We start from the raw sequence: 18,682 nt of genomic DNA, 5'->3' as shown, positions 1-18,682 counted from the left end.
CAACTCTCAGGAAAACCCGATCGTCAAAAGCTGTGGATAACTCGAGGCTGGTCAGAGGCGATTTGCCCTACGCTCGCCACGTGCGCTGGGACCGCTTCTTCGACGATCTCGAGGATCAGCTCGCCTCCGAATGGGAGGCCGAACGCGCCGCGCTCGACACCGAGGCCGAACGCCTGCGGCTCTCCCGCGTCCTCCTCTCCGAACGCCTGACGCTGCTCGCCGGGCGCGACGGCGCCGCTCTGGCGACGGCATCCTTCGATCTCGTAGACGGCACAACCCTGCGGGCGACGGTGACCGGGGTCGGCGCGGACTGGGTCGCCCTCGCCCCCGCTGACGGGCCGGCGGGCGCGGTCGTCGCGCCGTTCGCCGGGATCGTGGCGGTCGGGATGCCGCACGCCGATCTGCTGCGCACCGCACGGCCCGCCCCGTCCCGGTCGCCGCTGGCCGAGCGCCTCACCTTCGGGTTCGTACTGCGTGACCTGGTGCGCCGCCGGGCGGGCGTTTCGGTGCAGCTGACGACCGGCCGGGTCCTCACCGGCACGATCGACCGAGCCGGCGCGGACCACCTCGACCTCGCGCTGCACGACCCCGGGGCGCCGCGCCGTGCGGACGCGGTGAGCGGCTACCGTCTGGTGCCGTTCGCGTCGATCGCGTGGCTGCGTGCCGACGAGGCGCCGACGCTGCCGTGAGCCGGCGCGTCACGACGGCCCTGCCGCCTCGGACTCAGTCGCCGTTGCGGATGATCCCGCTGCCCCACAGCTCGGGGAAGCTCGCGGTCTGCGACTGGTGCCACAGCGCCATGCGGCGGGCCTCTTCTGCCTGATCGTCCAGGTAGTCGGTGACGCTCGCGGCATCGACGCGCCAGCGTGCCGGCGAGCCGACGCGCACGCCGCGCAGGCGGCCTTCGAGCACGAGCGCCATGACCTCGTCGACCGAGACGCCGAGCACCTCGCCCACCTGGGCGGGGGCGAGAAGGCGCACGTCGGACGTCGGGTCATCTGACATGCCCCCATTATGGCGCGGCGGTCCCTGCCCCGGCCGGGTGCGCAGCACCCTGTGGATAACGCACGACACGATTTCGGCGAGTCGGCGACGATGGTGCCATGACCGTCGCCAGCGACCCCGTCCGCAGCCCGCGTCGCGCCTTCTGGGGCGACGCGCGGTTCTTCCTCGGCGTGCTCCTGGTGGTCGCCTCCGTCGCGGGTGTGTGGCTGGTCGTGGCTGCGGCGCGGCAGACGGTGCCCGTCTATGCGGCGGCGCACACCATCGTGCCCGGCGAACCGATCGCGGCCGGCGACGTGACAGTAGTGGAGGTGGCGCTCGGCTCGATCGCCGACACCTACGTCGGCGAGGGCGACCTCGGCGACGCGATCGTCGCGACGCGCACGATCGAGGCGGGCGAGCTGGTGCCTGCGGCCGCCGTGGGCGACGCCGACGCCGCACGCACGACGAGCGTCGTGGTGCGCAGCGCGGTCGACGTGCCGGCGTCCGTCGCCGCCGGATCCGTCGTCGAGGTGTGGGCGGCGCCGCTGCTGGAGCGCGGTGGCTATGACAAGCCGAGGGTCCTGGTGGCGGATGCGACGGTGGTCTCGGTCACGCGCGATGACTCGATGATCGGCGGCGGCGCTGCCGCGCTCGAACTCGTGATCCCCCGCGACGACGTATCGGCCACCCTCGCCGCGATGGCCGACGAGTCCGCCCTCTCGATCGTGCCGACGACCGGAGCGGGATCGTGAGGGCCGTGGTCGCCGTCGACGAGTCGGGCGCGCTCGTGGAGGGGCTGAGACGCGAGGGCATCGAGGTGATCGCGACAACGACGGCGTCCGCACCGGCGTACGCCGCGTCCGACGGGATGCCGGCGGCCGAGGCCGAGGCGCTGCTGCGGGCCCTCGCCGATGCCGACGTGCTCGTGCTGGAGGTCGCGCGCGACACGCTCTCACCGACCGTGGTGGCGCTGTGCGACCGTGCGGGGACCCGCGTCGTCCCGCTCGTGGCGGACGCGGCGGGGGAGCGGCTGGCGGCCGCATGCGGACTGGAGGCGCCGCTGCCGCGCAGCACCGAGCCGTGGCGCGTCGCCGAAGCGCTCGTCGCCGGGCCCGCCGCGGCGCCGGAGCCGGCTCCGCACGTCGACGCGCATCCGCATCCGCGGGTGATCGCGGTGTGGGGTCCGGCCGGCGCGCCGGGGCGATCGACGGTGGCGACCGAGCTCGCCGTGGAGCTCGCACGCGGCGGACGCCACGCCGCGCTCGTGGACGCCGACTCGCACGCGCCGTCGATCGCGCTGGCGCTCGGCCTGGCCGACGAGGGCCCCGGCTTCGCGGCGGCCTGCCGGCAGGCCGAGCTCGGCGGACTGGATGCGCGCGAGCTCACCCGCATCGCCGTGCCGTTGGGTCGCACCGGCGTCGATGTGCTGACAGGCATCAACCGGCCGTCGCGGTGGCCCGAGCTGAGCGAGCGACGCGTGGCGGGTGCGCTGTCGGCCTGCCGGGAGTGGGCGGACTACACGGTTGTCGACGTGGCCTCGTCGCTGGAGCGCGACGAAGAGATCATGAGCGATCTGGACGGGCCCCGTCGGAACGCCGCGACGATCGCGGCACTGCGGGCGGCCGACCTGGTGGTCGCGGTCGCCGCGGCGGACCCGCTCGGGATCGCCCGCTTCCTGCGCGCGCACGCCGAGCTGCGGGCGACGGTGGGGGCCACCCGCATCGCCGTCGTCGCGAACCGGCTGCGGCCCGGGGCGCTGGGCATCGACGCCCGCGGGCAGGTGCGCCGGACGCTCGACCGCTTCGGCGGCATCGAGGACCTGTGGTTCCTGCCCCTGGACCCGCGCTCGGCGGACGCCGCGCTGCTGTCGTCACAGACCGTCGCCGAGGTCGCGCCGAAGTCGCCGCTCACCCTCGCGGTGCGTCGGCTGGCCGGCGAGGCGGTCGTCCCGGCGCCGGAACCGGGTGCGGCCCCCGCACAGCCGGAGCGCGCGCGGCGTCGCCCGCGACGGCGTGGGCGCGACGCGCGGGAGTCTTCGCGCGTCGGCGCACCGGCCGCGTGAGGCGCGAGCCCTAGGCTTGTAGGCGTGTCGACCCTCAGCGATCTCGTCTACGCCCAGGGCCGCTCCAGCGAAGAGGATGTGGAGTGGCTCCACCGACTCGCGGGTGACGGTCAGCTCCTCGCCGATCTGGCCTCGGCCGACATCGTGCTGTGGGTGCCCACGTCCGACGACTCGTTCGTCGCGGTCGCCCACACGCGGCCGAGCGGTGCGGCGACGCTCTTCTACCGCGACATCGTGGGCGATCGCGTGCGGCCGCAGTGGCGCACGCAGGTGCGCGAAGCCTTCCAGACCGGGATGATCGTCGACTCCGCGTCGCCCGACTGGTTCGAAGAGACGCCCACCCGCGTGAGGGCCGTCCCGGTCGCGCGCAAGCACGGCGGCGTCGTCCAGACGATCGGCGTCGTGACGCGTCACACCAACCTCGGCGAGGCTCGCACACCGTCGCGGCAGCAGATCACGTTCAACGAGTGCGCCGACGACCTGTTCGGCATGATCGCGTCGGGCGACTTCCCCGACCTCACGGCGCCCACCTCGCCCCGTCGCGGAGCGCCGCGTGCGTCGGACGGCCTGGTGCGCCTGGACGTCGACGGCATCACGACGTTCGCGAGCCCCAACGCGCTGTCGGCGTTCAATCGCCTCGGCTTCGACGACGAGCTGGAGGGGGAGTCGCTGGTCGAGGTCGTGACCCAGATCCTCCCCGCCAAGCGCCAGTTCGACGAGTCTCTGCCGGTGGTCGTGACGGGCCGGGCACCATGGCGTGCCGACCTCGAGTCGCGCGGCGTGACGGTGTCGCTGCGCACGATCCCGCTGCGCGACCATGGCACGCGGATCGGCGCGATCCTGCTGTGCCGCGATGTGACCGAGATCCGCCACCAGGAGCAGGAGCTCATCACCAAGGACGCGACGATCCGCGAGATCCACCACCGCGTCAAGAACAACCTGCAGACGGTGGCCTCGCTCCTGCGCATCCAGGCTCGCCGGTCGCACTCCGACGAGGCACGCGACGCGCTGACCCAGGCGATGCGCCGCGTCTCGGCGATCGCTGTCGTGCACGACACCCTGTCGGAAGGCCTCGCGCAGAACGTGGACTTCGACGAGGTGTTCGCGCGTGTGCTGAAGCTCGTCGCCGAGGTCGCCGCGGCGCCCAACACGCGTGCGCGCACGCACTCCACCGGGCGCTTCGGCACCCTGCCGAGCGAGTACGCCACTCCGCTCGCGCTCGCGCTCACCGAACTCGTCACGAACGCCGTCGAGCACGGCCTCGCCGGCCAGGAGGGCGACGTCGAGATCATCGCCGACCGCACCGACGACCGGCTCGAGGTGCGCGTGCGCGACACCGGGTCGGGTCTGCCGGAGGGGCAGGTCGGCCGGGGCCTCGGCACGCAGATCGTGCGCACCCTGATCCAGGGCGAGCTGGGCGGCACGATCGACTGGCACACCATCATGGGCAGCGGCACCGAGGTGACGATCGACATCCCGCTGCGCTACATCGACCGCAGCAAGGGCTGAGTTGTCTGCGAGATCAGGAGATCTGGCCAAGACAGGGCGACTCCGATCGAATCCCTGTGCCGGCGAGATCGCCTGATCTCGACAGCCGGGTCATCGGAGACGACAAAGAGGAGCGGATGCCGCAAGCTGCGGCATCCGCTCTCTCAGAGCTTCAGAAGCCCGGGCTCAGGAGGCGCGGCGGGCGCGGGCGGCGCGCCTCTTGAGCGCGCGGCGCTCGTCCTCGGAGAGACCGCCCCACACGCCCGAGTCCTGTCCGGTCTCGAGGGCGTACTGCAGGCAGATCTCGGTGACGGTGCAGCGTGCGCACACCGACTTGGCCTTCTCGATCTGATCGACGGCCGGTCCGGTGTTCCCCACGGGGAAGAACAGTTCGGGGTCGACGGTCAGGCAGGCGGCCTTGTCGCGCCAGTCCATGGGGGTGCTCCTTGTAACGAGGGGGTGGGGAAGAGTGCCGGTTCGGGTCCGATACCCTGGTGGGTGTGCGAGAGAACTCGCCCCACGTCGCTGTGGGAGCACACGGCTTCACCAATCGTCCCATAGCGGTTTACCTGAATCAAGGGTCCATCGGCGGGTTTGTGTAGGACTTGCTGGGTGTTCCCCCAGTCGCCTGGAGGGTTCGCACAAATCGATCGCCGAAGTGTGAGGGAGTCGACGGAGAATGCGGACAAACGTGTCCGGAAGGGTCGCGGCGGTGCTGGTCGGCCTCGAGGGAGTGGGCATCCTCGCATTGGTCGTCTGGCAGATCGTCGAGATCCTGCGCGGTGACACCGACTCGATCGCCAGCGCTCTCGCGCTCGTCGTGCTGAGCGTCGTGGGCGCCGTGGCGGTCATCGCCTTCGCGGTCGCGACCTGGCGCGGCCAGTCCTGGGGGCGCTCCGGCGGGATCGTCACTCAGCTGCTGATCCTCGCGGTCGCGCTCGGCGCGATCACCGGCGCGTTCGCCGCCCCGGGCATCGCCCTGGCTCTCGCGATCCCCGCCGCCGTGGTGCTCGTCCTGCTGATCCTCGCCGTGCGCGACGCCGGCCGCGCCGCCCGCCGCGAGGACTGATCCCGCGGGGCCGCTGCAGCGGTGAGGCGTCAGACGCCGAGCAGCGTGCGCACCCGCGCCACGTGACCGGTCGCGCGCACGTTGTACAGGGCGTGCGTGACGCGACCCTTGGCGTCGATGACGATCGTCGAGCGGATCACGCCCTGGAACGTCTTGCCGTAGTTCATCTTCTCGCCCCACGCGGCGTACTTCTCCAGCACCTTGTGGCCGGGGTCGCTCAGCAGCTCGTACGTGAGGCCGTCGCGCTCGCGGAAGCGTCGCAGCTTCTCGGGCTCGTCGGGCGAGATGCCGAGCACCGTGTAGCCGGCGGCCTGCAGCGGCGCGAGGCTGTCGCGGAAGTCGCACGCCTCCTTGGTGCACCCGGGCGTCATCGCGGCCGGGTAGAAGAACAGGATGACCGGTCCGCCGCGCAGCTCCTTCAGTGCCACCGGGCGCTCGTCCTGGTCGGGGAGCGTGAAGGCGGGAGCGAGGGAACCGGGTTCGAGGCGCTGTATTGTCACCCCTCCAGCCTAGGCGGCGGGGTGGGGCGGCTCACCCGCCAGGCTCCTGCGCCTTCTTCGCGAACGTCTCGAGCAGGCGCTGCAGCGAGTCCAGGCGCGCGGCGCCGCCGGGCCCCAGCCTGCCCGCGTCGACAGCCTCGACGATCGCGCAGTCCGGGGCGTCCGGCAGATGAGTGCAGCCGCGCGGACATTCCTCGGCGATCTCGGCAAGATCCGTGAACGCGCGCAGGATGTTCGCAGGATCGACGTGACCGAGCCCGAACGAGCGCACGCCCGGGGTGTCGATGACCCAGCCGTTGCCGCCGTCGCCCCGGTAGCGCAGCGACACCGTCGAGCTCGACGTGTGGCGGCCGCGGCCGGTCACCTCGTTGACGTGCCCGGTCGCCCGCTTGGCATCGGGTACCAGGGCGTTGACGAGGGTGGACTTGCCGACGCCGGAATGCCCGACGAACACTGTCGAGTGCCCGATGAGAGCCGCCCCGATGCGCTCGAGCGGCATCTCTTCGCGCCCGCTCGTGAACACCTCGAGGTCGAGGCCGTCGAAGTGCGCGAGGAACTCGGCGGGGTCGGCGAGGTCGGTCTTGGTCACGACGAGAAGCGGACGGATGCCGGCGTCCAGCGCCGCCACCAGGTACCGGTCGACGAGCCGCGGCCGGGGCTCGGGGTCGGCGGCGGCGACGACGACGAGCATCTGGTCGGCGTTGGCGACGATCACACGCTCGACCTGATCGGTGTCGTCGGCGCTGCGGCGCAGCAGCGAGGTGCGCTCCTCGATGCCGACGATCCGTGCCAGCGTGCCCTCGTCGCCCGACGCGTCGCCCACGATGCGGGCCCGGTCGCCGGTGACGATCGGCGTCTTGCGCAGTTCGCGGGCGCGGGCGGCGAGCACGGTGCGCTCGCCGGGGAGGTCTTCATCGACGAGCACCGTGTAGCGCCCACGATCGACCCCGAGCACCCGCACGATCCGGGCGTCGCTGTGGGCGGGGCGGCGCTTGGTGCGCGGGCGGTTGGCCTTGGGGTTCGGTCGGACCCGCACGTCGGCTTCGTCGAACTCGGGTTCGTCGTCGTCGTCGAGATCGTCCAGCCAGCTCATGCGGTGGTCCCGGATCGCTTCACAGTGCTGTCGGATGCCGCGTCATGAGGCGCGCATCGTCTCCTCGGGAAGACCGCCGCCCTCGGCGCCGTCCGCGCCGTCGCCGTCGAGCATGCGCTGCCAGATCTGCGGGAACTCGGGCATCGTCTTGGCGGTCGTGCCGATGTCGTCGATCTCGACGCCGGGCACCGCCAGTCCGATGAGCGCGCCCGTGGTCGCCATGCGGTGGTCGTGGTGGGCGTGCCAGGTGCCGCCGTGCAGCGGCTGGGGGACGATGCGGATGCCGTCGGCGAGTTCGTGCGCCTCGCCGCCGAGGCCGCGCAGCTCGGCGACCAGGGCCGCGATGCGGTCGGTCTCGTGCCCGCGGATGTGGCCGATGCCGTGCAGCGTCGAGGGCGACTCGGCGAACGCCGCGAGGGCGAAGATGGTCGGGGCCAGCTCGCCGGCCGCGGAGAGGTCGAGATCGACGCCCTGGATGCCGGCGCCCGCGGTGACGGTGAGCGCGCCGCCGCGGCGCACGACGCGGGCGCCCATGAGCGCCAGGATGTCGGTGAGCATCGCACCCGGCTGCGTGGAGTGGGCGGGCCACCCGGTGACCGACACCGAGCCGCCGGCGACCATCGCCGCCGCGAGGAACGGCGCGGCATTGGACAGATCGGGCTCGATCGCGACGTCCTTGCCGCGGACGGCTCCCGCCGGAACGATCCACTCGCCGATCGCGGGCCGCTCGACGTGCACGCCGCGGTGCGCGAGGGATTCCACTGTCATGTCGATGTGGGGGATGCTGGGCAGCCGCTCGCCGGCGTGCACGAGGTGCAGCCCCACATCGAACCGGGGAGCTGCGAGCAGCAGGCCCGAGACGAACTGGCTCGACGCGCTCGCGTCGATCGTGACCTCGCCACCGCGCACGTGGCCGTGGCCGCGCACGATGAAGGGGAGCGCCCAGCGGCCGCCGTCGTCGATGTCGACGCCGACGTCGCGCAGCGCGGTGATCATGGCGCCCATGGGGCGGTGCAGCGCGCTCTCGTGCGCCGTCAGCGTCACGTCGCCGTGCGCGAAGCCGCTCAGCGCGGCGACGAAGCGCATCACGGTGCCCGCCTGGCCGCAGTCGACGACGGTCTCGCCGCCGAGGGGCCACACGGGTGTCACTTCGAGGTCATCGCCGTACAGGCCGGAGCCCGGGACGCGTTCGATGCCGATCCCGAGCGCGCGGAGCGCGTCGATCATGCGGGCCGAGTCGTCGGAGTGCAGCGGCGCGATCAGGCGGCTGGGACCGTCGGCGAGGGCCGCGAGGATGAGCTCGCGGTTCGTCAGCGACTTGGAGCCCGGAACGGTCACCGTCGCGTGCAGCGCGCCCTCCGCGAGCGGGGCGTGCCAATGGCCGCGCACGATCGGCGCGGAAGTGGGGGAATACCCGTCGGCTGTCATCGGGTTCTACCCTACTGAACCGGTGCGACAGCCCCGGGAGAAACCCACGAGCGGAGCCGGATGTTCGCCACACTTGATCGCGTCGGGACCGATGCGCCGTCGCTGGACCTCGGTTCGCGGCATCCCGCCCCAGCCGGTCTGGAGGGTGCCGCCGTAGACTGGCGCGTGATGAGCGACTCGATCGACCAGGTCCCCGCCGCCGAGGCGGCGCAGGATCCGCGTGCGCAGTTCGAAGAGCAGGCACTGCCCTTCATGGACCAGCTGTACGCCGCCGCCATGCGCATGACGCGCAACCCCGCCGATGCGGCCGATCTCGTGCAGGAGACCTTCGTCAAGGCGTTCGCGTCGTGGCGGACCTTCACGCAGGGCACGAACCTCAAGGCGTGGCTCTACCGCATCCTGACGAACACGTACATCAACACGTACCGCAAGAAGCAGCGCGAGCCGTATCAGGGCACGATCGACGACCTCGAGGACTGGCAGCTGGGCGGCGCCGAGTCGACCACGGCGACCAGCACCCGCTCGGCCGAGGCCGAGGCGATCGACCACATGCCGGCATCCGTCGTGAAGGACGCGCTGCAGTCGATCCCCGAGGACTTCCGCCTGGCTGTGTACCTCGCCGACGTCGAGGGATTCGCCTACCAGGAGATCGCCGACATCATGAAGACCCCCATCGGCACGGTCATGAGCCGTCTGCACCGTGGCAGGCGAATGCTCCGTGAGCTGCTGGCCGATTACGCAAAGGAGCGCGGCATCCAGACGGCCGCCGCCACAAGGAGCACGAAATGACCGACTGCGGCTGTGAGAAGGCGCGGCGCGACCTGGAGGAGTACCTGCGTCATGAGGTCTGCAAGACCTCGCAGACCGACATCGCCGAGCACCTGGAGCACTGCGAGGGGTGCCAGGACGAGGCGCTCGTCGCCCGCACGCTGACCGAGGTGCTGGCGCGGGCGTGCAAAGAGAGCGCGCCCGAAGAGCTGCGCGATCAGGTGCTGGCCAAGCTGCGCGCGGCACAGACCGTCACCGGCTGACCGGCTGCCCGGCGCCGGCCGTCAGTCGAGCCCGAGGCTCGCGGCGGCGCGCACGATGTCACGTCGGCTGGCCAGGCCGAGCTTGCTCAGCACCGCCGACACGTGGTGGTCAGCGGTCTTGGGCGAGATGTACAGCTGCTGCGCGAGCTCGGCGTTCGTGAGACCGCGCGCGACGAGCCGCGCCACGTCGAGCTGACGGTTGGTCAGTCCCGACGGGTTGGCGAGCGTCACGGTGCGCGGCCGGGCGGGAAGCGAGCGGATGCCGCGCTCGGTGAGCATCCGGCGGGCCCGGGCCGCGCTCGCCGCCACATCGAGGGCGTCCAGGCTCGACAGCCCCGCGGCGGCGGTGGCGGCATCCGTCGAATGGACCGCGGCCATCGCGGCGTCGAAAGGTGCCCCGAGATCGCGCCACGCGTGCGAGGCCTCGTCGTGCCGGCCGGCGAGCTCGAGCCGGTGGGGCTCGGGCAGCGCGGTGGGGTCGACGGCCGGGTCGTCCGGGTGCCCGCGGCGTGCGAGCCACACGGCGAGATCGCCGACCGCCCACTGGGTGCCCGGCAGCGCGGTGGCGGCGGTGAGGGCCGCGCCCGCTTCGGCGAGCCGGGGATCGGGGACACCGGTCAGCCACTCCCGTTCGGCGCGGACGCTCAGCACCGCAAGTGTCACGAGGGCCTCGTCCAGTTCCGCCGCGAGTTCGGCCGTCGCGTCGACGTGCGCGTCCGCGTCCTGCGGCTCGCCGCGGCGGAGCTGCAGCAGCGCCGAGACGAGGTGGGGCCACACGGCGGCCAACGGCGCTCCGGACCCGTCGAGCACGGACTGGGCGTCCTCGGCCGAGGCCGCCCAGCGCCCGCGCATCAGGTGCAGGCGCGAGCGCATGCCGGTCTGCCATTGGCGGCACACCGGGATGTCGCGGTCGATCGTGAGCGGGATCGCCTCGGCGAGCACGGCCTCGGCATCGGCGAGCCGGCGGTGCTCGATGTCGATCGCCGACAGGTTGGAGTAGGCGGTCGTGCCGATCTCGTCGAAGGACCGCTCCAGCGCCTGGGACGCGTGCTGCCGCAGTCGTGCGCGCGCCGTCGTGTCGCCGTCGACGAGGGATGCCGCAGCCTCGGTGATCGAAAGCCGGAGGGCGGCGGCATCCGTCGATGACGTGTCGCGCTCGGCGCGGACGATGCGCCGCGCGGTCACGAGGTCGTGGCGGCGGTACGCGAGGTACGCGCGGGTCGCCTGCGCGGACGCGCGCACGGCAGCGCCGCCTCCGGCCTGCACGGCGGCGTCGGCTTGGCGCTCGGCCTCGCGCCGGCGCGCCGAGTAGTACTCGACAACGGCGCGACGGTCGTGGGCGGCGCTGATCCCGTCGTGGTCGCCGAGCCGCTCGCGGATCCGCAGTGCAGCCTCGATGGACGAGAGGGATGCCGGCAGCCGGCTGACCATGTACTGCTCGGTGCTCAGCAGCTCGAGCAGACCCGCGCGCTCAGCGGTGTCGCCGTCCATGCCGTCCAGAGCCAGGGCGAGGTAGGCCACGGCCTCGGTGTGCGACCCGGTGCGCGTGGCATCCTCGGCGGCGCGGATCGCGTACCGCCGGGTGCGCTCGCGGTCGCCGGCGGCCGCGGCGTGGTGCGTGAGCACGGCATCGTCCGCCCCGCCGACCCGCTCCCACGCGTCGAGCACCCGCCGGTGCAGCAGCGCCTCCACGCCGGGCTCGGCGCTCGCGACGACGGCGAGCCGGGCGAGCTCGTGGCGGAAGCCGATCCCGTGCGGCGTGCGCACCAGCAGGCCGGTGGCCTCGAGGCGGCGGAGCGTCGGCACGTCGATGCCGCCGTCGTGCGGGCCCGCGAGCGGCAGCAGCCGGTCGTCGAACGCGTCGGGGGCGGTCGCGATGAGCTGCAGCGCCTCGAGCTCGGCTCCGGTGAGGCCGGCAGTGCTGGCGATCACGGCGTCGCGCACGGTCGGCGGCAGCTCGTCGCCGGGGCTGCGGGCGATCTCGGCCACGAAGAACGGATTGCCCCCGGTCAGGCCCCACACGTGCTCGGCGTCGGCGGTGCGTCCGCCGAGCAGCTCGCGCACCGCGTCCACCGACAGCGGCGGCAGCACGACCCGCCGGGAGGACTCCATCCGTGCGATGTCGCCCAGCAGCCCCAGCAGTGCGTGCCCGAGCGGCACGTCGCGGTGCGCGAGCACGAGCACGACGGGGAGCGCCTCGATGCGGCGCGCCAGGAACCGCAGCACCTCGACCGAGGCCCCGTCGATCCACTGTGCGTCGTCGATCACGAGCACCGTCGGCGCGTCCGACACATCCGCGGCGAAACGCGCCTCGGCGCCCAGCAGCGTGTCGGCGCCGATCGGGTCGCCCAGCGCCGCCTGCACGTCGCGCACCGGGCCGAGCGGCCGCGGCGTCGACAGCGGGTCGCACGCGACCCGCAGCACCCGCACACCCGCCGGCACGGCGGCCAGTGCGACGGCGATCACGCTCGTCTTGCCGGCGCCGGCATCGCCGGAGATCGCGACCACCGACCCCGACGCCCCCTCCGGCGCCGTGCCGCGCGTGATCGCCTGTGCCAGCGCGTCGAGCTGCGGCGCGCGCTCGAACAGCCCCATGGCGCCATCGTAGGCTTCGGCGCCGCCGCGTGGGCGGGCGCCCGACAGTCGGCCAGGGGGCTGTTCGAGCGGGGGAGCGGTCACCGGGGTGCGGGGCCGCCGAGCGCGACGTCCGCGTAGGCGCCGGCGCGCATCGCCTGCAGGGCATCGGCGACCAGGCGCAGCCGGGTCATCTCGGCGTGATCGATCCTGCGGTTCCGGGATGCCGTCACGGCGGCGCCGGCAGTCGCCACGAGCCGGAGCATCCCGCGTCGCACTCCGAGCGCGAGGGTGCGCAGAGCAGCGCCCTGCTCGGCCATCGCGGCCGGGGTGGCGAAGACGGCGCTCATGCCGCGGCCTCGGCGGGCGGCATCCCCTCGTCCGCCGTCTGCGGGCCGAACTCGGCGACCACCTCTGACACGAGGTCTGCGGGGAACCCGCCGCGGCGGGCGTGCTCGCGCACCGTCTCGGGTTCGTCGGTGCGGTGGATGCAGTAGAGCTTGTCGCCGGCCACGTACGTCGTCACCCACTCGTAGGGCAGTCCGAGGGACTCGACGGCGAGGTTGGACGTGCGGGCGATCTCGACGAGGTCCTCGTGGCTCATGCGCGAGGCGCCTGGGACGTTCCGCTCGATGATGAAGGTGTTCATGGGTCTTCCGATCTGTGAGGCACCCGGGCTGTCCGGGATGACTCCATCGTCGGGATCCCGCGCTGCACCCGCATCGGGAGCGGTTCCCCATGTTGTGCCGACGACCTCCCCTCCCGCGCGTCAGGCGGGGGTGAAGATCGTGAGCGCGCCGGGCAGGACGTCGACGGTCAGCGGCAGGGCGCCGATCGGGTCGCCGTCGGCGTAGGCGGTGACCCCGGGCGACGACAGCCGCACCGAGCGCACCCGCCGCATCGACACCTCGGGCACGACGGCGTGGGTGCCCCTGTACACCTTGGGCAGCAGCCCGAGCAGCCGCAGCCGACCGGCCGGGCGCACGAGCACGAGATCGAGCAGTCCGTCGGCAGGGTCCGCATCGGGGGCGATCGGGATGCCGCCGCCATAGGTGCGCCCGTTGCCCACGGTGGCCATCACCAGCTCGCCGTCGACCCGCTCCCGCGTGCCGTCGGCGAGCTCGTATTCGACCGCGTAGGGGATGCCGGCGAGCCGGAGGAACTCGACCAGGATCGCGATGTTGTAGCGCGAACCGCCGCGCGGCCAGCGCATCGCGTTGGCCCGGTCGTTGACCTTCGAATCGAAGCCGCTGGCGAGCACCGAGCCGAAGCACCGGGTCGAGCCGTCGTCGCGGGTGACCCTGGCGAGGTCGATGCGGCGCGTGACCCCGGCGGCGATGGCATCGGCGGCCGCGGCCACGTCGAGCTCGCGCAGGCCGAGGGTCGCGGCGAAGTCGTTGCCGGTGCCGGCGGGGACGATGCCGAGGGGGATGCCGGTGCCCGCGAGCTCCTGCAGCGCGAGGTTCACCGTCCCGTCGCCGCCGGCCACGGCGACCGCGTCGACGCCGACCTCGAGGGCCGCGCGCAGCAGCTCGGAGGATTCCGCCGCGCTGCCGCCGCTCAGGATCGACGTCTGCACGCCGTGGGCGCGCAGACGCTCGGCCGCGTTCGTCGCCGCTCCGGTGTGGGCGCCGGCGCGGGCCGCGGGGTTGACGAGCAGCGCGACCCTCATGCGAGGGAACCGGGTGCGGCGGGGGCCTCGGGCGCGGGCGCGGGCGCGACCAGCGCGCCGGGGTTCATGATGCCGTTCGGGTCGAGGGTGGCCTTGACGGCGCGCAGCAGCGCGACGCCCAGCGGTCCGATCTCGGTCTCGAGGTAGGCGCGATGGTCGCGCCCGACCGCATGGTGGTGCGTGATGGTGCCGTGGGCTTCGCCGATCGCCCGGGAGGCGGCATCCTTCGCTCCCGCCCATTGCGCCCGCGGGTCCTCGGTCAGCGCGGCCACCACGGTGAAGTACAGCGAGGCGCCGGCGGGGTAGACGTGCGAGATGTGGCACATGACGATGGGCTTGGTGCCGGCCGCCGCGAGGCTCGCGCCGAGCGCCGCGGTCACGGCGGTCTTGAGCGCCGGCAGGTTCGCCCACGTCGTCGCGGTCTCCAGCGTCTCGGCCAGCACGCCGATGTCCATCAGCGTGTCGCGCAGACCCGGGGATGCGAACCGGCCGCGCTCCCACGAGCGCGCCGGGTCCTCGCCGCGGGACTTGGCGCCGTGCGCCGCGAACACGGCATCGAGGGCGTCACGGGCCTGCTCGGCCTCGGCGGTCGTCGCGCCCTCGAACGTCGCGACGGCCAGGCAGCCGCGCAGGCGTGTCAGGTGGCCGCCCATCGCGGCGTTCACCCGCGTCTCGGTCTCGTCGCTCAGCCGCAGCACGGTGGGGCGCAGGCCCCGCTGCGTCGCCTCGCGGAACGCCGCCGCCCCCGACGCGAAGTCGGGGAAGGTCCAGGCGCGGTAGGAGGTCGCCGCGGGGACCGGCCGGATCCGCACCGTCACCTCGGTCAGCACCCCGAAGGCGCCCTCCGAGCCGAGGAACAGCTCGCGCAGGTCGGGGCCGGCGGCGCTCGCCGGGGCGCGTCCGAGGTCGAGGTCGCCCCGCGGCGTCGCGACGCGCAGCGCGTGGACGAGGTCGTCGAACCGGCCGTAGCCGCGCGAGGCCTGGCCGCTGGACCGGGTGGCCGCGAAGCCGCCGAGCGAGGCGTAGAGGTAGCTCTGCGGGAAGTGCCCGAGCGTGTAGCCGCGGGCGCCGAGCAGCTCCTCGGCCTGCGGCCCCGTCGTTCCCGCACCGAACGTCGCGAGCTGCGACACCTCGTCGAGCGCGCACAGCGATGCCGTGCGCGAGAGGTCGAGGGCGATCACCGCGCGCTGCGCGCCGCGGACCGGGTCGACGCCGCCGACGACCGACGTCCCGCCGCCGAACGGCACGACGGCGATCCGTCGCCCGTCGCACGCGCGCAGCACGGCGGCGACCCCGGCGTGGTCGACGGGTGCGACCACCGCGTCGGGCGCGTCCTGCGGATCATCCAGGCGCCGGCGCAGCAGGTCGAGCGTGCTCTTGCCGCCTAGGTGCAGGGCGCGCACGTCGTCGTCGCGGGTCGCATGATCCGTGCCGACGATCGCCGCGAGGGCAGCCAGGTCGTCGTCGCCGAGGACAGACGGCGTCAGCGTCGGGCGTGCGCGGCGGGGGACCGGATGCGCCTTGCCCGGCACCACCGTCGCCACGATCGCCTTCGCCGCGGCGGGCAGTCGTGCCGGCTCCGGATCCCAGGCGTCCCAGGGCCCGCGCTCGCGCGGAGCGGGCGACGCGGGCAGCGGCTCAGAGGCAGACGTCGTCGGCATCCGGCAAGTATCGCACCGGCGTTCTCGTTCGCTCGTCACCTGTGCGCACGATCGCGGGGGCGGTGCGCGCACAGGTGACGAACGAACCGGGAGGGAGTCCGGCATCATGGGGACGTGCCAACCCGCATCATCGGACGGACGCCCCGGTCGTCGGCGCTGTCGGCCGCGCGCCGCGCGCGGGAACTGCAGGACCTCGGCGACGACGCCGAGGTCGACGTGCTCGTCATCGGCGGGGGGATCACCGGGGTCGGGATCGCGTTGGATGCCGCGGCCCGCGGCCTCAGGACTGTCCTCGTCGAACGCCACGACCTCGCCCACGGCACCAGCCGGTTCAGTTCGAAGCTCGTGCACGGCGGCCTGCGCTATCTGGCGTCGAGGCAGATCGGGATCGCCCGCGAGAGCGCCGTCGAACGGCACATCCTGCTCACCCGCACTGCTCCGCACCTGACGCGCGCGCTCGCGCAGGTCGTGCCGCTGTACGACCCGGGCGCGCTCGGCCGCGGCGCGTACATCGGCTTCGGCTACGAGCTCGGCGACGGTCTGCGCCGCGCCGTCCGCACCCCGGGCCGGGTGCTGCCGGCGCCCGGGCTGATCGGTCCCGAGACCGCTCGCGGCCTCGCGCCTGCCATCCGGCACGAGCACCTGCGCGGCGGGGTGCGGGGCTGGGACGGTCAGCTCGTCGACGATGCCCGGCTGGTCGTCGCGGTGGCGCGCACGGCGGCCGGGTACGGGGCATCCATCCTCACCCGCGTCGAGGCGGTGTCGATCGACGCGCGCGGCGCACGGCTGCACGACCTCGTCTCGGGCGAGACGCTTGGCGTGCAGGCCCGCGCCGTCGTGAACGCGACGGGGGTCTGGGCCGGCGAGCTCGACCCCGACGTGCGACTGCGACCGAGCCGCGGCACGCACCTGGTCGTGCCGACGGAGCGTCTCGGCGGCTCGGACGTCTCGCTCACGGTGCCGATCCCCGGCTCGTCCAGCCGGTTCGTGTTCACGCTCCCCGCCCTCCACGGGCGCACGTACATCGGCCTGACCGACGTGCCGGTCGACGGGCCGATGCCCGATGTCGCGCACGCGAGCGACGACGAGGTCGACCAGCTGCTCGACGTGGTCAACACGGTGCTGGAGGTACCCCTCGCGCGCGACGACGTGCTCGCGACGTACGCGGGTCTGCGCCCGCTGCTGGCCGCCGCCGCGGACGACGACGAGACCAGCGACCTGTCGCGCCGACACGCCATCCTCGAGTCCGGGTCCGGCGTGCTGAGCGTCGTCGGCGGCAAGCTCACCACCTACCGGCGCATGGCCGAGGATGCGGTGGACGCCGTCATCCGCCGCGATCCGTCGTTCCCGTCGCATCCGTCGACGACGCGCTCGCTGCCGCTGGTGGGCGCATGGCCGCGTGCCCGGCTCGGTGAGATCGCGGCGGCTCCACGGCTGCTGCGCCGGTACGGGGCCGAGGCGCCGTACGTCGCCCGGCTCGCCGGGGGGCCGGGCGGCGCATGCGGCGTCACCGCGCAGGAGCTGGAGTGGGGGGTGCGCGTCGAGGGCGCCCTCAGCCTCGACGACCTGCTCGATCGCCGCACGCGGCTCGGACTGGTGCCCGCCGACGCCGCCGACTCGGTGGATGCGGCCACCGCCGCCTTCGCCCGTGCCGGCGTCGACCCGCTCTGACCGGTTGGCAGGAATGCGCCCCGGAACGTCCGGCGGGCGGCACGCGGGCGTCGCACGTCCCGGCCACACTGGAAGCGTGACCTCGACCCACGCGCGCGGCGGCCTCGGCATCGTGCAGGGCACTGCCCTGTACATCGCATCGGTGCTCGGCACCGGACTGCTGGTCCTGCCCGGGCTCGCCGCCGATGTCGCCGGGCCCGCGTCGATCCTGTCGGTGCTCGCCGTCATCGTGCTGGCCGTGCCGCTGGCCGGCACCTTCGCGGCGCTCGCCGCCCGGTACCCCGACCCCGGCGGCGTCGCGAGCTATGTGCGCCGCGCCCTCGGCCCGACGGCCGCGCGCGCCACCGGCTACTGGTTCTACTTCGGGGTCGCGGCCGGAATCCCGGTCCTCGCGATCCTCGGCAGCGAGTACCTGACCGCGATCCTGCACATCGATCGCGCCGCCGTCACGGTGCTCGTGTTCGCGATCCTGATCCCGCCCTTCGCCGTCAACATGCTGGGCGTGCGAGTGGCCGGGTGGGTGCAGTTCGTGCTCACCGGGCTGCTCGTGGCCATCGTGGTGTTCGTGGTGGCAGCCGCGTTCCCGCATGTCGCGGCATCCCGGTTCGAACCGTTCCTGCCGCACGGCTGGGGCGGCGTCGGCACCGCGGTGAGCCTGTTCGTGTGGGCCTTCGCGGGGTGGGAGGTCGGCACCCACATCTCGGGGGAGTTCCGCGACCCGCGGCGCAGCATCCCGCTCGCCACCGCCATCGCGCTGGTCGTCACGGGGCTCGCGTACCTGCTGCTGCAGATCGTCACCGTCGGCGTGCTCGGGGCGGATGCCGGAGCCGGCGCCGTGCCGCTGCTGAGCCTTGCCGAGGCGGTGGCCCCCGGGTTCGGCCCCACCGCGGTCGGCGCGGTCGCCGCCATCGTCGTGCTGGGCGTCATGAACTCGTACCTGGCCGCGTTCGGCAAGCTCGGAGCGTCGCTCGCCGCCAACGGAGACCTGCCCCGCGTGCTCGCCCCCGGAGCCGAGGCCGGTGGAGTGCCACGGCGCGCGCTGCTCGTGACCCTGGGGATCGCCCTCGTCTACTCCACCATCGCGCTGCTCACCGGCGGCGACCTGCAGACGTTCATCCTGATCCACACCAGCAACATGGTGTCGATCTACGCCGCCGGCATGATCGCCGCGACGCTCATCCTGCCGCGCTTCACGGCGGGGTGGTTCATGGCGGTCGTCGCCGCAGTGCTCTCGATCGGACTGCTGCTCCTGGCCGGGGCGAACCTGCTGCCGGCCGCACTGCTCGCGCTCGCCGCGGTGGCCGTCACGGTGTGGCGACGCCTGCGGCGCACGCCCCGGGTGGCCGCGTCCGCCTCGGTGACGACGGCGGCTTCGCCGGACGCGGATGAGGATGCCGCCCCCGCGCGTCAGACCATCCGACAGACCCCGGGCCGCTCGTCGGGGTGAAG

The 18,682-nt window shown here is 73.5% G+C and carries 19 protein-coding genes; 9 read left to right on the top strand and 10 right to left on the bottom strand.

What is annotated here, in order from left to right:
• The first annotated feature begins 80 nt into the window (after window positions 1-80).
• Window positions 81-689, top strand: a complete 609-nt coding sequence (locus tag ABEA46_RS18705; RefSeq protein WP_345546711.1) for a hypothetical protein — start codon at window positions 81-83, stop codon at window positions 687-689.
• A gap of 34 nt (window positions 690-723) precedes the next feature.
• Here the strand turns inward: ABEA46_RS18705 and ABEA46_RS18700 are convergent, their stop codons facing one another.
• Window positions 724-1,005 carry a helix-turn-helix domain-containing protein gene (locus ABEA46_RS18700; protein ID WP_345546710.1) on the bottom strand — a complete coding sequence of 94 codons (282 nt, stop codon included), beginning with the start codon at window positions 1,003-1,005 and terminating at the stop codon, window positions 724-726.
• A gap of 98 nt (window positions 1,006-1,103) precedes the next feature.
• Here ABEA46_RS18700 and ABEA46_RS18695 point away from each other — a divergent pair, with 98 nt between their 5' ends.
• From ABEA46_RS18695 to ABEA46_RS18685, 3 genes are read left to right on the top strand one after another with little or no spacing between them, the layout of a single operon-like run.
• Window positions 1,104-1,736, top strand: a complete 633-nt coding sequence (locus ABEA46_RS18695; protein WP_345546708.1) for an SAF domain-containing protein — start codon at window positions 1,104-1,106, stop codon at window positions 1,734-1,736.
• Window positions 1,733-3,046 (top strand): CpaE/TadZ family protein, encoded by a 1,314-nt coding sequence (locus ABEA46_RS18690; protein ID WP_345546707.1) that lies wholly within the window; start codon window positions 1,733-1,735, stop codon window positions 3,044-3,046. The genes ABEA46_RS18695 and ABEA46_RS18690 overlap by 4 nt, the downstream gene beginning before the upstream one ends.
• A 24-nt stretch (window positions 3,047-3,070) precedes the next feature.
• Window positions 3,071-4,555, top strand: a complete 1,485-nt coding sequence (locus tag ABEA46_RS18685; protein WP_345546705.1) for a sensor histidine kinase — start codon at window positions 3,071-3,073, stop codon at window positions 4,553-4,555.
• A gap of 165 nt (window positions 4,556-4,720) precedes the next feature.
• Here the strand turns inward: ABEA46_RS18685 and ABEA46_RS18680 are convergent, their stop codons facing one another.
• Window positions 4,721-4,969 (bottom strand): WhiB family transcriptional regulator, encoded by a 249-nt coding sequence (locus ABEA46_RS18680; protein ID WP_018171995.1) that lies wholly within the window; start codon window positions 4,967-4,969, stop codon window positions 4,721-4,723.
• A gap of 256 nt (window positions 4,970-5,225) precedes the next feature.
• Here ABEA46_RS18680 and ABEA46_RS18675 point away from each other — a divergent pair, with 256 nt between their 5' ends.
• Window positions 5,226-5,603 (top strand): histidine kinase, encoded by a 378-nt coding sequence (locus ABEA46_RS18675; RefSeq protein ID WP_345546703.1) that lies wholly within the window; start codon window positions 5,226-5,228, stop codon window positions 5,601-5,603.
• Window positions 5,604-5,632: 29 nt separating this feature from the next.
• On the opposite strand, the gene bcp is transcribed toward ABEA46_RS18675, so the two are convergent.
• The 3 genes from bcp to aroA are packed head-to-tail and all read right to left on the bottom strand — an operon-like array spanning window position 5,633 to window position 8,624.
• A complete protein-coding gene (bcp, locus tag ABEA46_RS18670) occupies window positions 5,633-6,097 on the bottom strand; it encodes a thioredoxin-dependent thiol peroxidase (RefSeq protein WP_345546816.1) in 465 nt (154 codons plus the stop codon).
• 37 nt (window positions 6,098-6,134) lie between these two features.
• Window positions 6,135-7,196: a ribosome small subunit-dependent GTPase A gene (rsgA, locus tag ABEA46_RS18665; protein WP_345546701.1), complete on the bottom strand. Its 1,062-nt coding sequence runs from the start codon at window positions 7,194-7,196 to the stop codon at window positions 6,135-6,137.
• 42 nt (window positions 7,197-7,238) lie between these two features.
• Window positions 7,239-8,624, bottom strand: a complete 1,386-nt coding sequence (gene aroA / locus ABEA46_RS18660; RefSeq protein ID WP_345546699.1) for a 3-phosphoshikimate 1-carboxyvinyltransferase — start codon at window positions 8,622-8,624, stop codon at window positions 7,239-7,241.
• A 168-nt stretch (window positions 8,625-8,792) separates the two neighbouring features.
• Here aroA and ABEA46_RS18655 point away from each other — a divergent pair, with 168 nt between their 5' ends.
• Entirely contained in the window at window positions 8,793-9,413 is a 621-nt protein-coding gene (locus tag ABEA46_RS18655; RefSeq protein WP_345546697.1) for a sigma-70 family RNA polymerase sigma factor, read from the top strand.
• Window positions 9,410-9,655, top strand: coding sequence for an alpha-ketoglutarate decarboxylase (locus ABEA46_RS18650; RefSeq protein WP_191172903.1), 246 nt, complete (start codon window positions 9,410-9,412; stop codon window positions 9,653-9,655). Before ABEA46_RS18655 ends, ABEA46_RS18650 begins: the two co-directional genes overlap by 4 nt.
• A 21-nt stretch (window positions 9,656-9,676) precedes the next feature.
• Here ABEA46_RS18650 and ABEA46_RS18645 read toward each other — a convergent pair whose 3' ends face one another.
• The 5 genes from ABEA46_RS18645 to ABEA46_RS18625 form a co-directional block, all read right to left on the bottom strand.
• Window positions 9,677-12,250: an ATP-binding protein gene (locus tag ABEA46_RS18645; RefSeq protein ID WP_345546695.1), complete on the bottom strand. Its 2,574-nt coding sequence runs from the start codon at window positions 12,248-12,250 to the stop codon at window positions 9,677-9,679.
• A gap of 80 nt (window positions 12,251-12,330) precedes the next feature.
• Window positions 12,331-12,579, bottom strand: coding sequence for a hypothetical protein (locus ABEA46_RS18640; RefSeq protein WP_345546693.1), 249 nt, complete (start codon window positions 12,577-12,579; stop codon window positions 12,331-12,333).
• Window positions 12,576-12,878 carry a DUF4242 domain-containing protein gene (locus ABEA46_RS18635; protein WP_345546692.1) on the bottom strand — a complete coding sequence of 101 codons (303 nt, stop codon included), beginning with the start codon at window positions 12,876-12,878 and terminating at the stop codon, window positions 12,576-12,578. The genes ABEA46_RS18640 and ABEA46_RS18635 overlap by 4 nt, the downstream gene beginning before the upstream one ends.
• Window positions 12,879-12,998: 120 nt before the next feature.
• On the bottom strand, window positions 12,999-13,901 hold the full coding sequence (locus tag ABEA46_RS18630) for a diacylglycerol kinase (RefSeq protein ID WP_345546690.1): 903 nt from the start codon (window positions 13,899-13,901) through the stop codon (window positions 12,999-13,001).
• Entirely contained in the window at window positions 13,898-15,562 is a 1,665-nt protein-coding gene (locus ABEA46_RS18625) for an FAD-binding oxidoreductase (RefSeq protein ID WP_345546688.1), read from the bottom strand. Before ABEA46_RS18625 ends, ABEA46_RS18630 begins: the two co-directional genes overlap by 4 nt.
• A gap of 114 nt (window positions 15,563-15,676) precedes the next feature.
• Between ABEA46_RS18625 and ABEA46_RS18620 the strand changes: the two genes are divergently transcribed.
• Complete coding sequence (locus ABEA46_RS18620; RefSeq protein ID WP_345546686.1) at window positions 15,677-17,233, top strand: glycerol-3-phosphate dehydrogenase/oxidase; 1,557 nt, start codon at window positions 15,677-15,679, stop codon at window positions 17,231-17,233.
• A gap of 76 nt (window positions 17,234-17,309) precedes the next feature.
• Window positions 17,310-18,680, top strand: coding sequence for an APC family permease (locus ABEA46_RS18615; protein ID WP_345546684.1), 1,371 nt, complete (start codon window positions 17,310-17,312; stop codon window positions 18,678-18,680).
• Window positions 18,681-18,682 lie beyond the last annotated feature (2 nt).

The organism is Microbacterium jejuense (genome assembly GCF_039544225.1).
Classification (GTDB): Bacteria; Actinomycetota; Actinomycetes; order Actinomycetales; family Microbacteriaceae; genus Microbacterium; species Microbacterium jejuense.
This window is presented reverse-complemented; position numbering and strand designations above follow the sequence as displayed.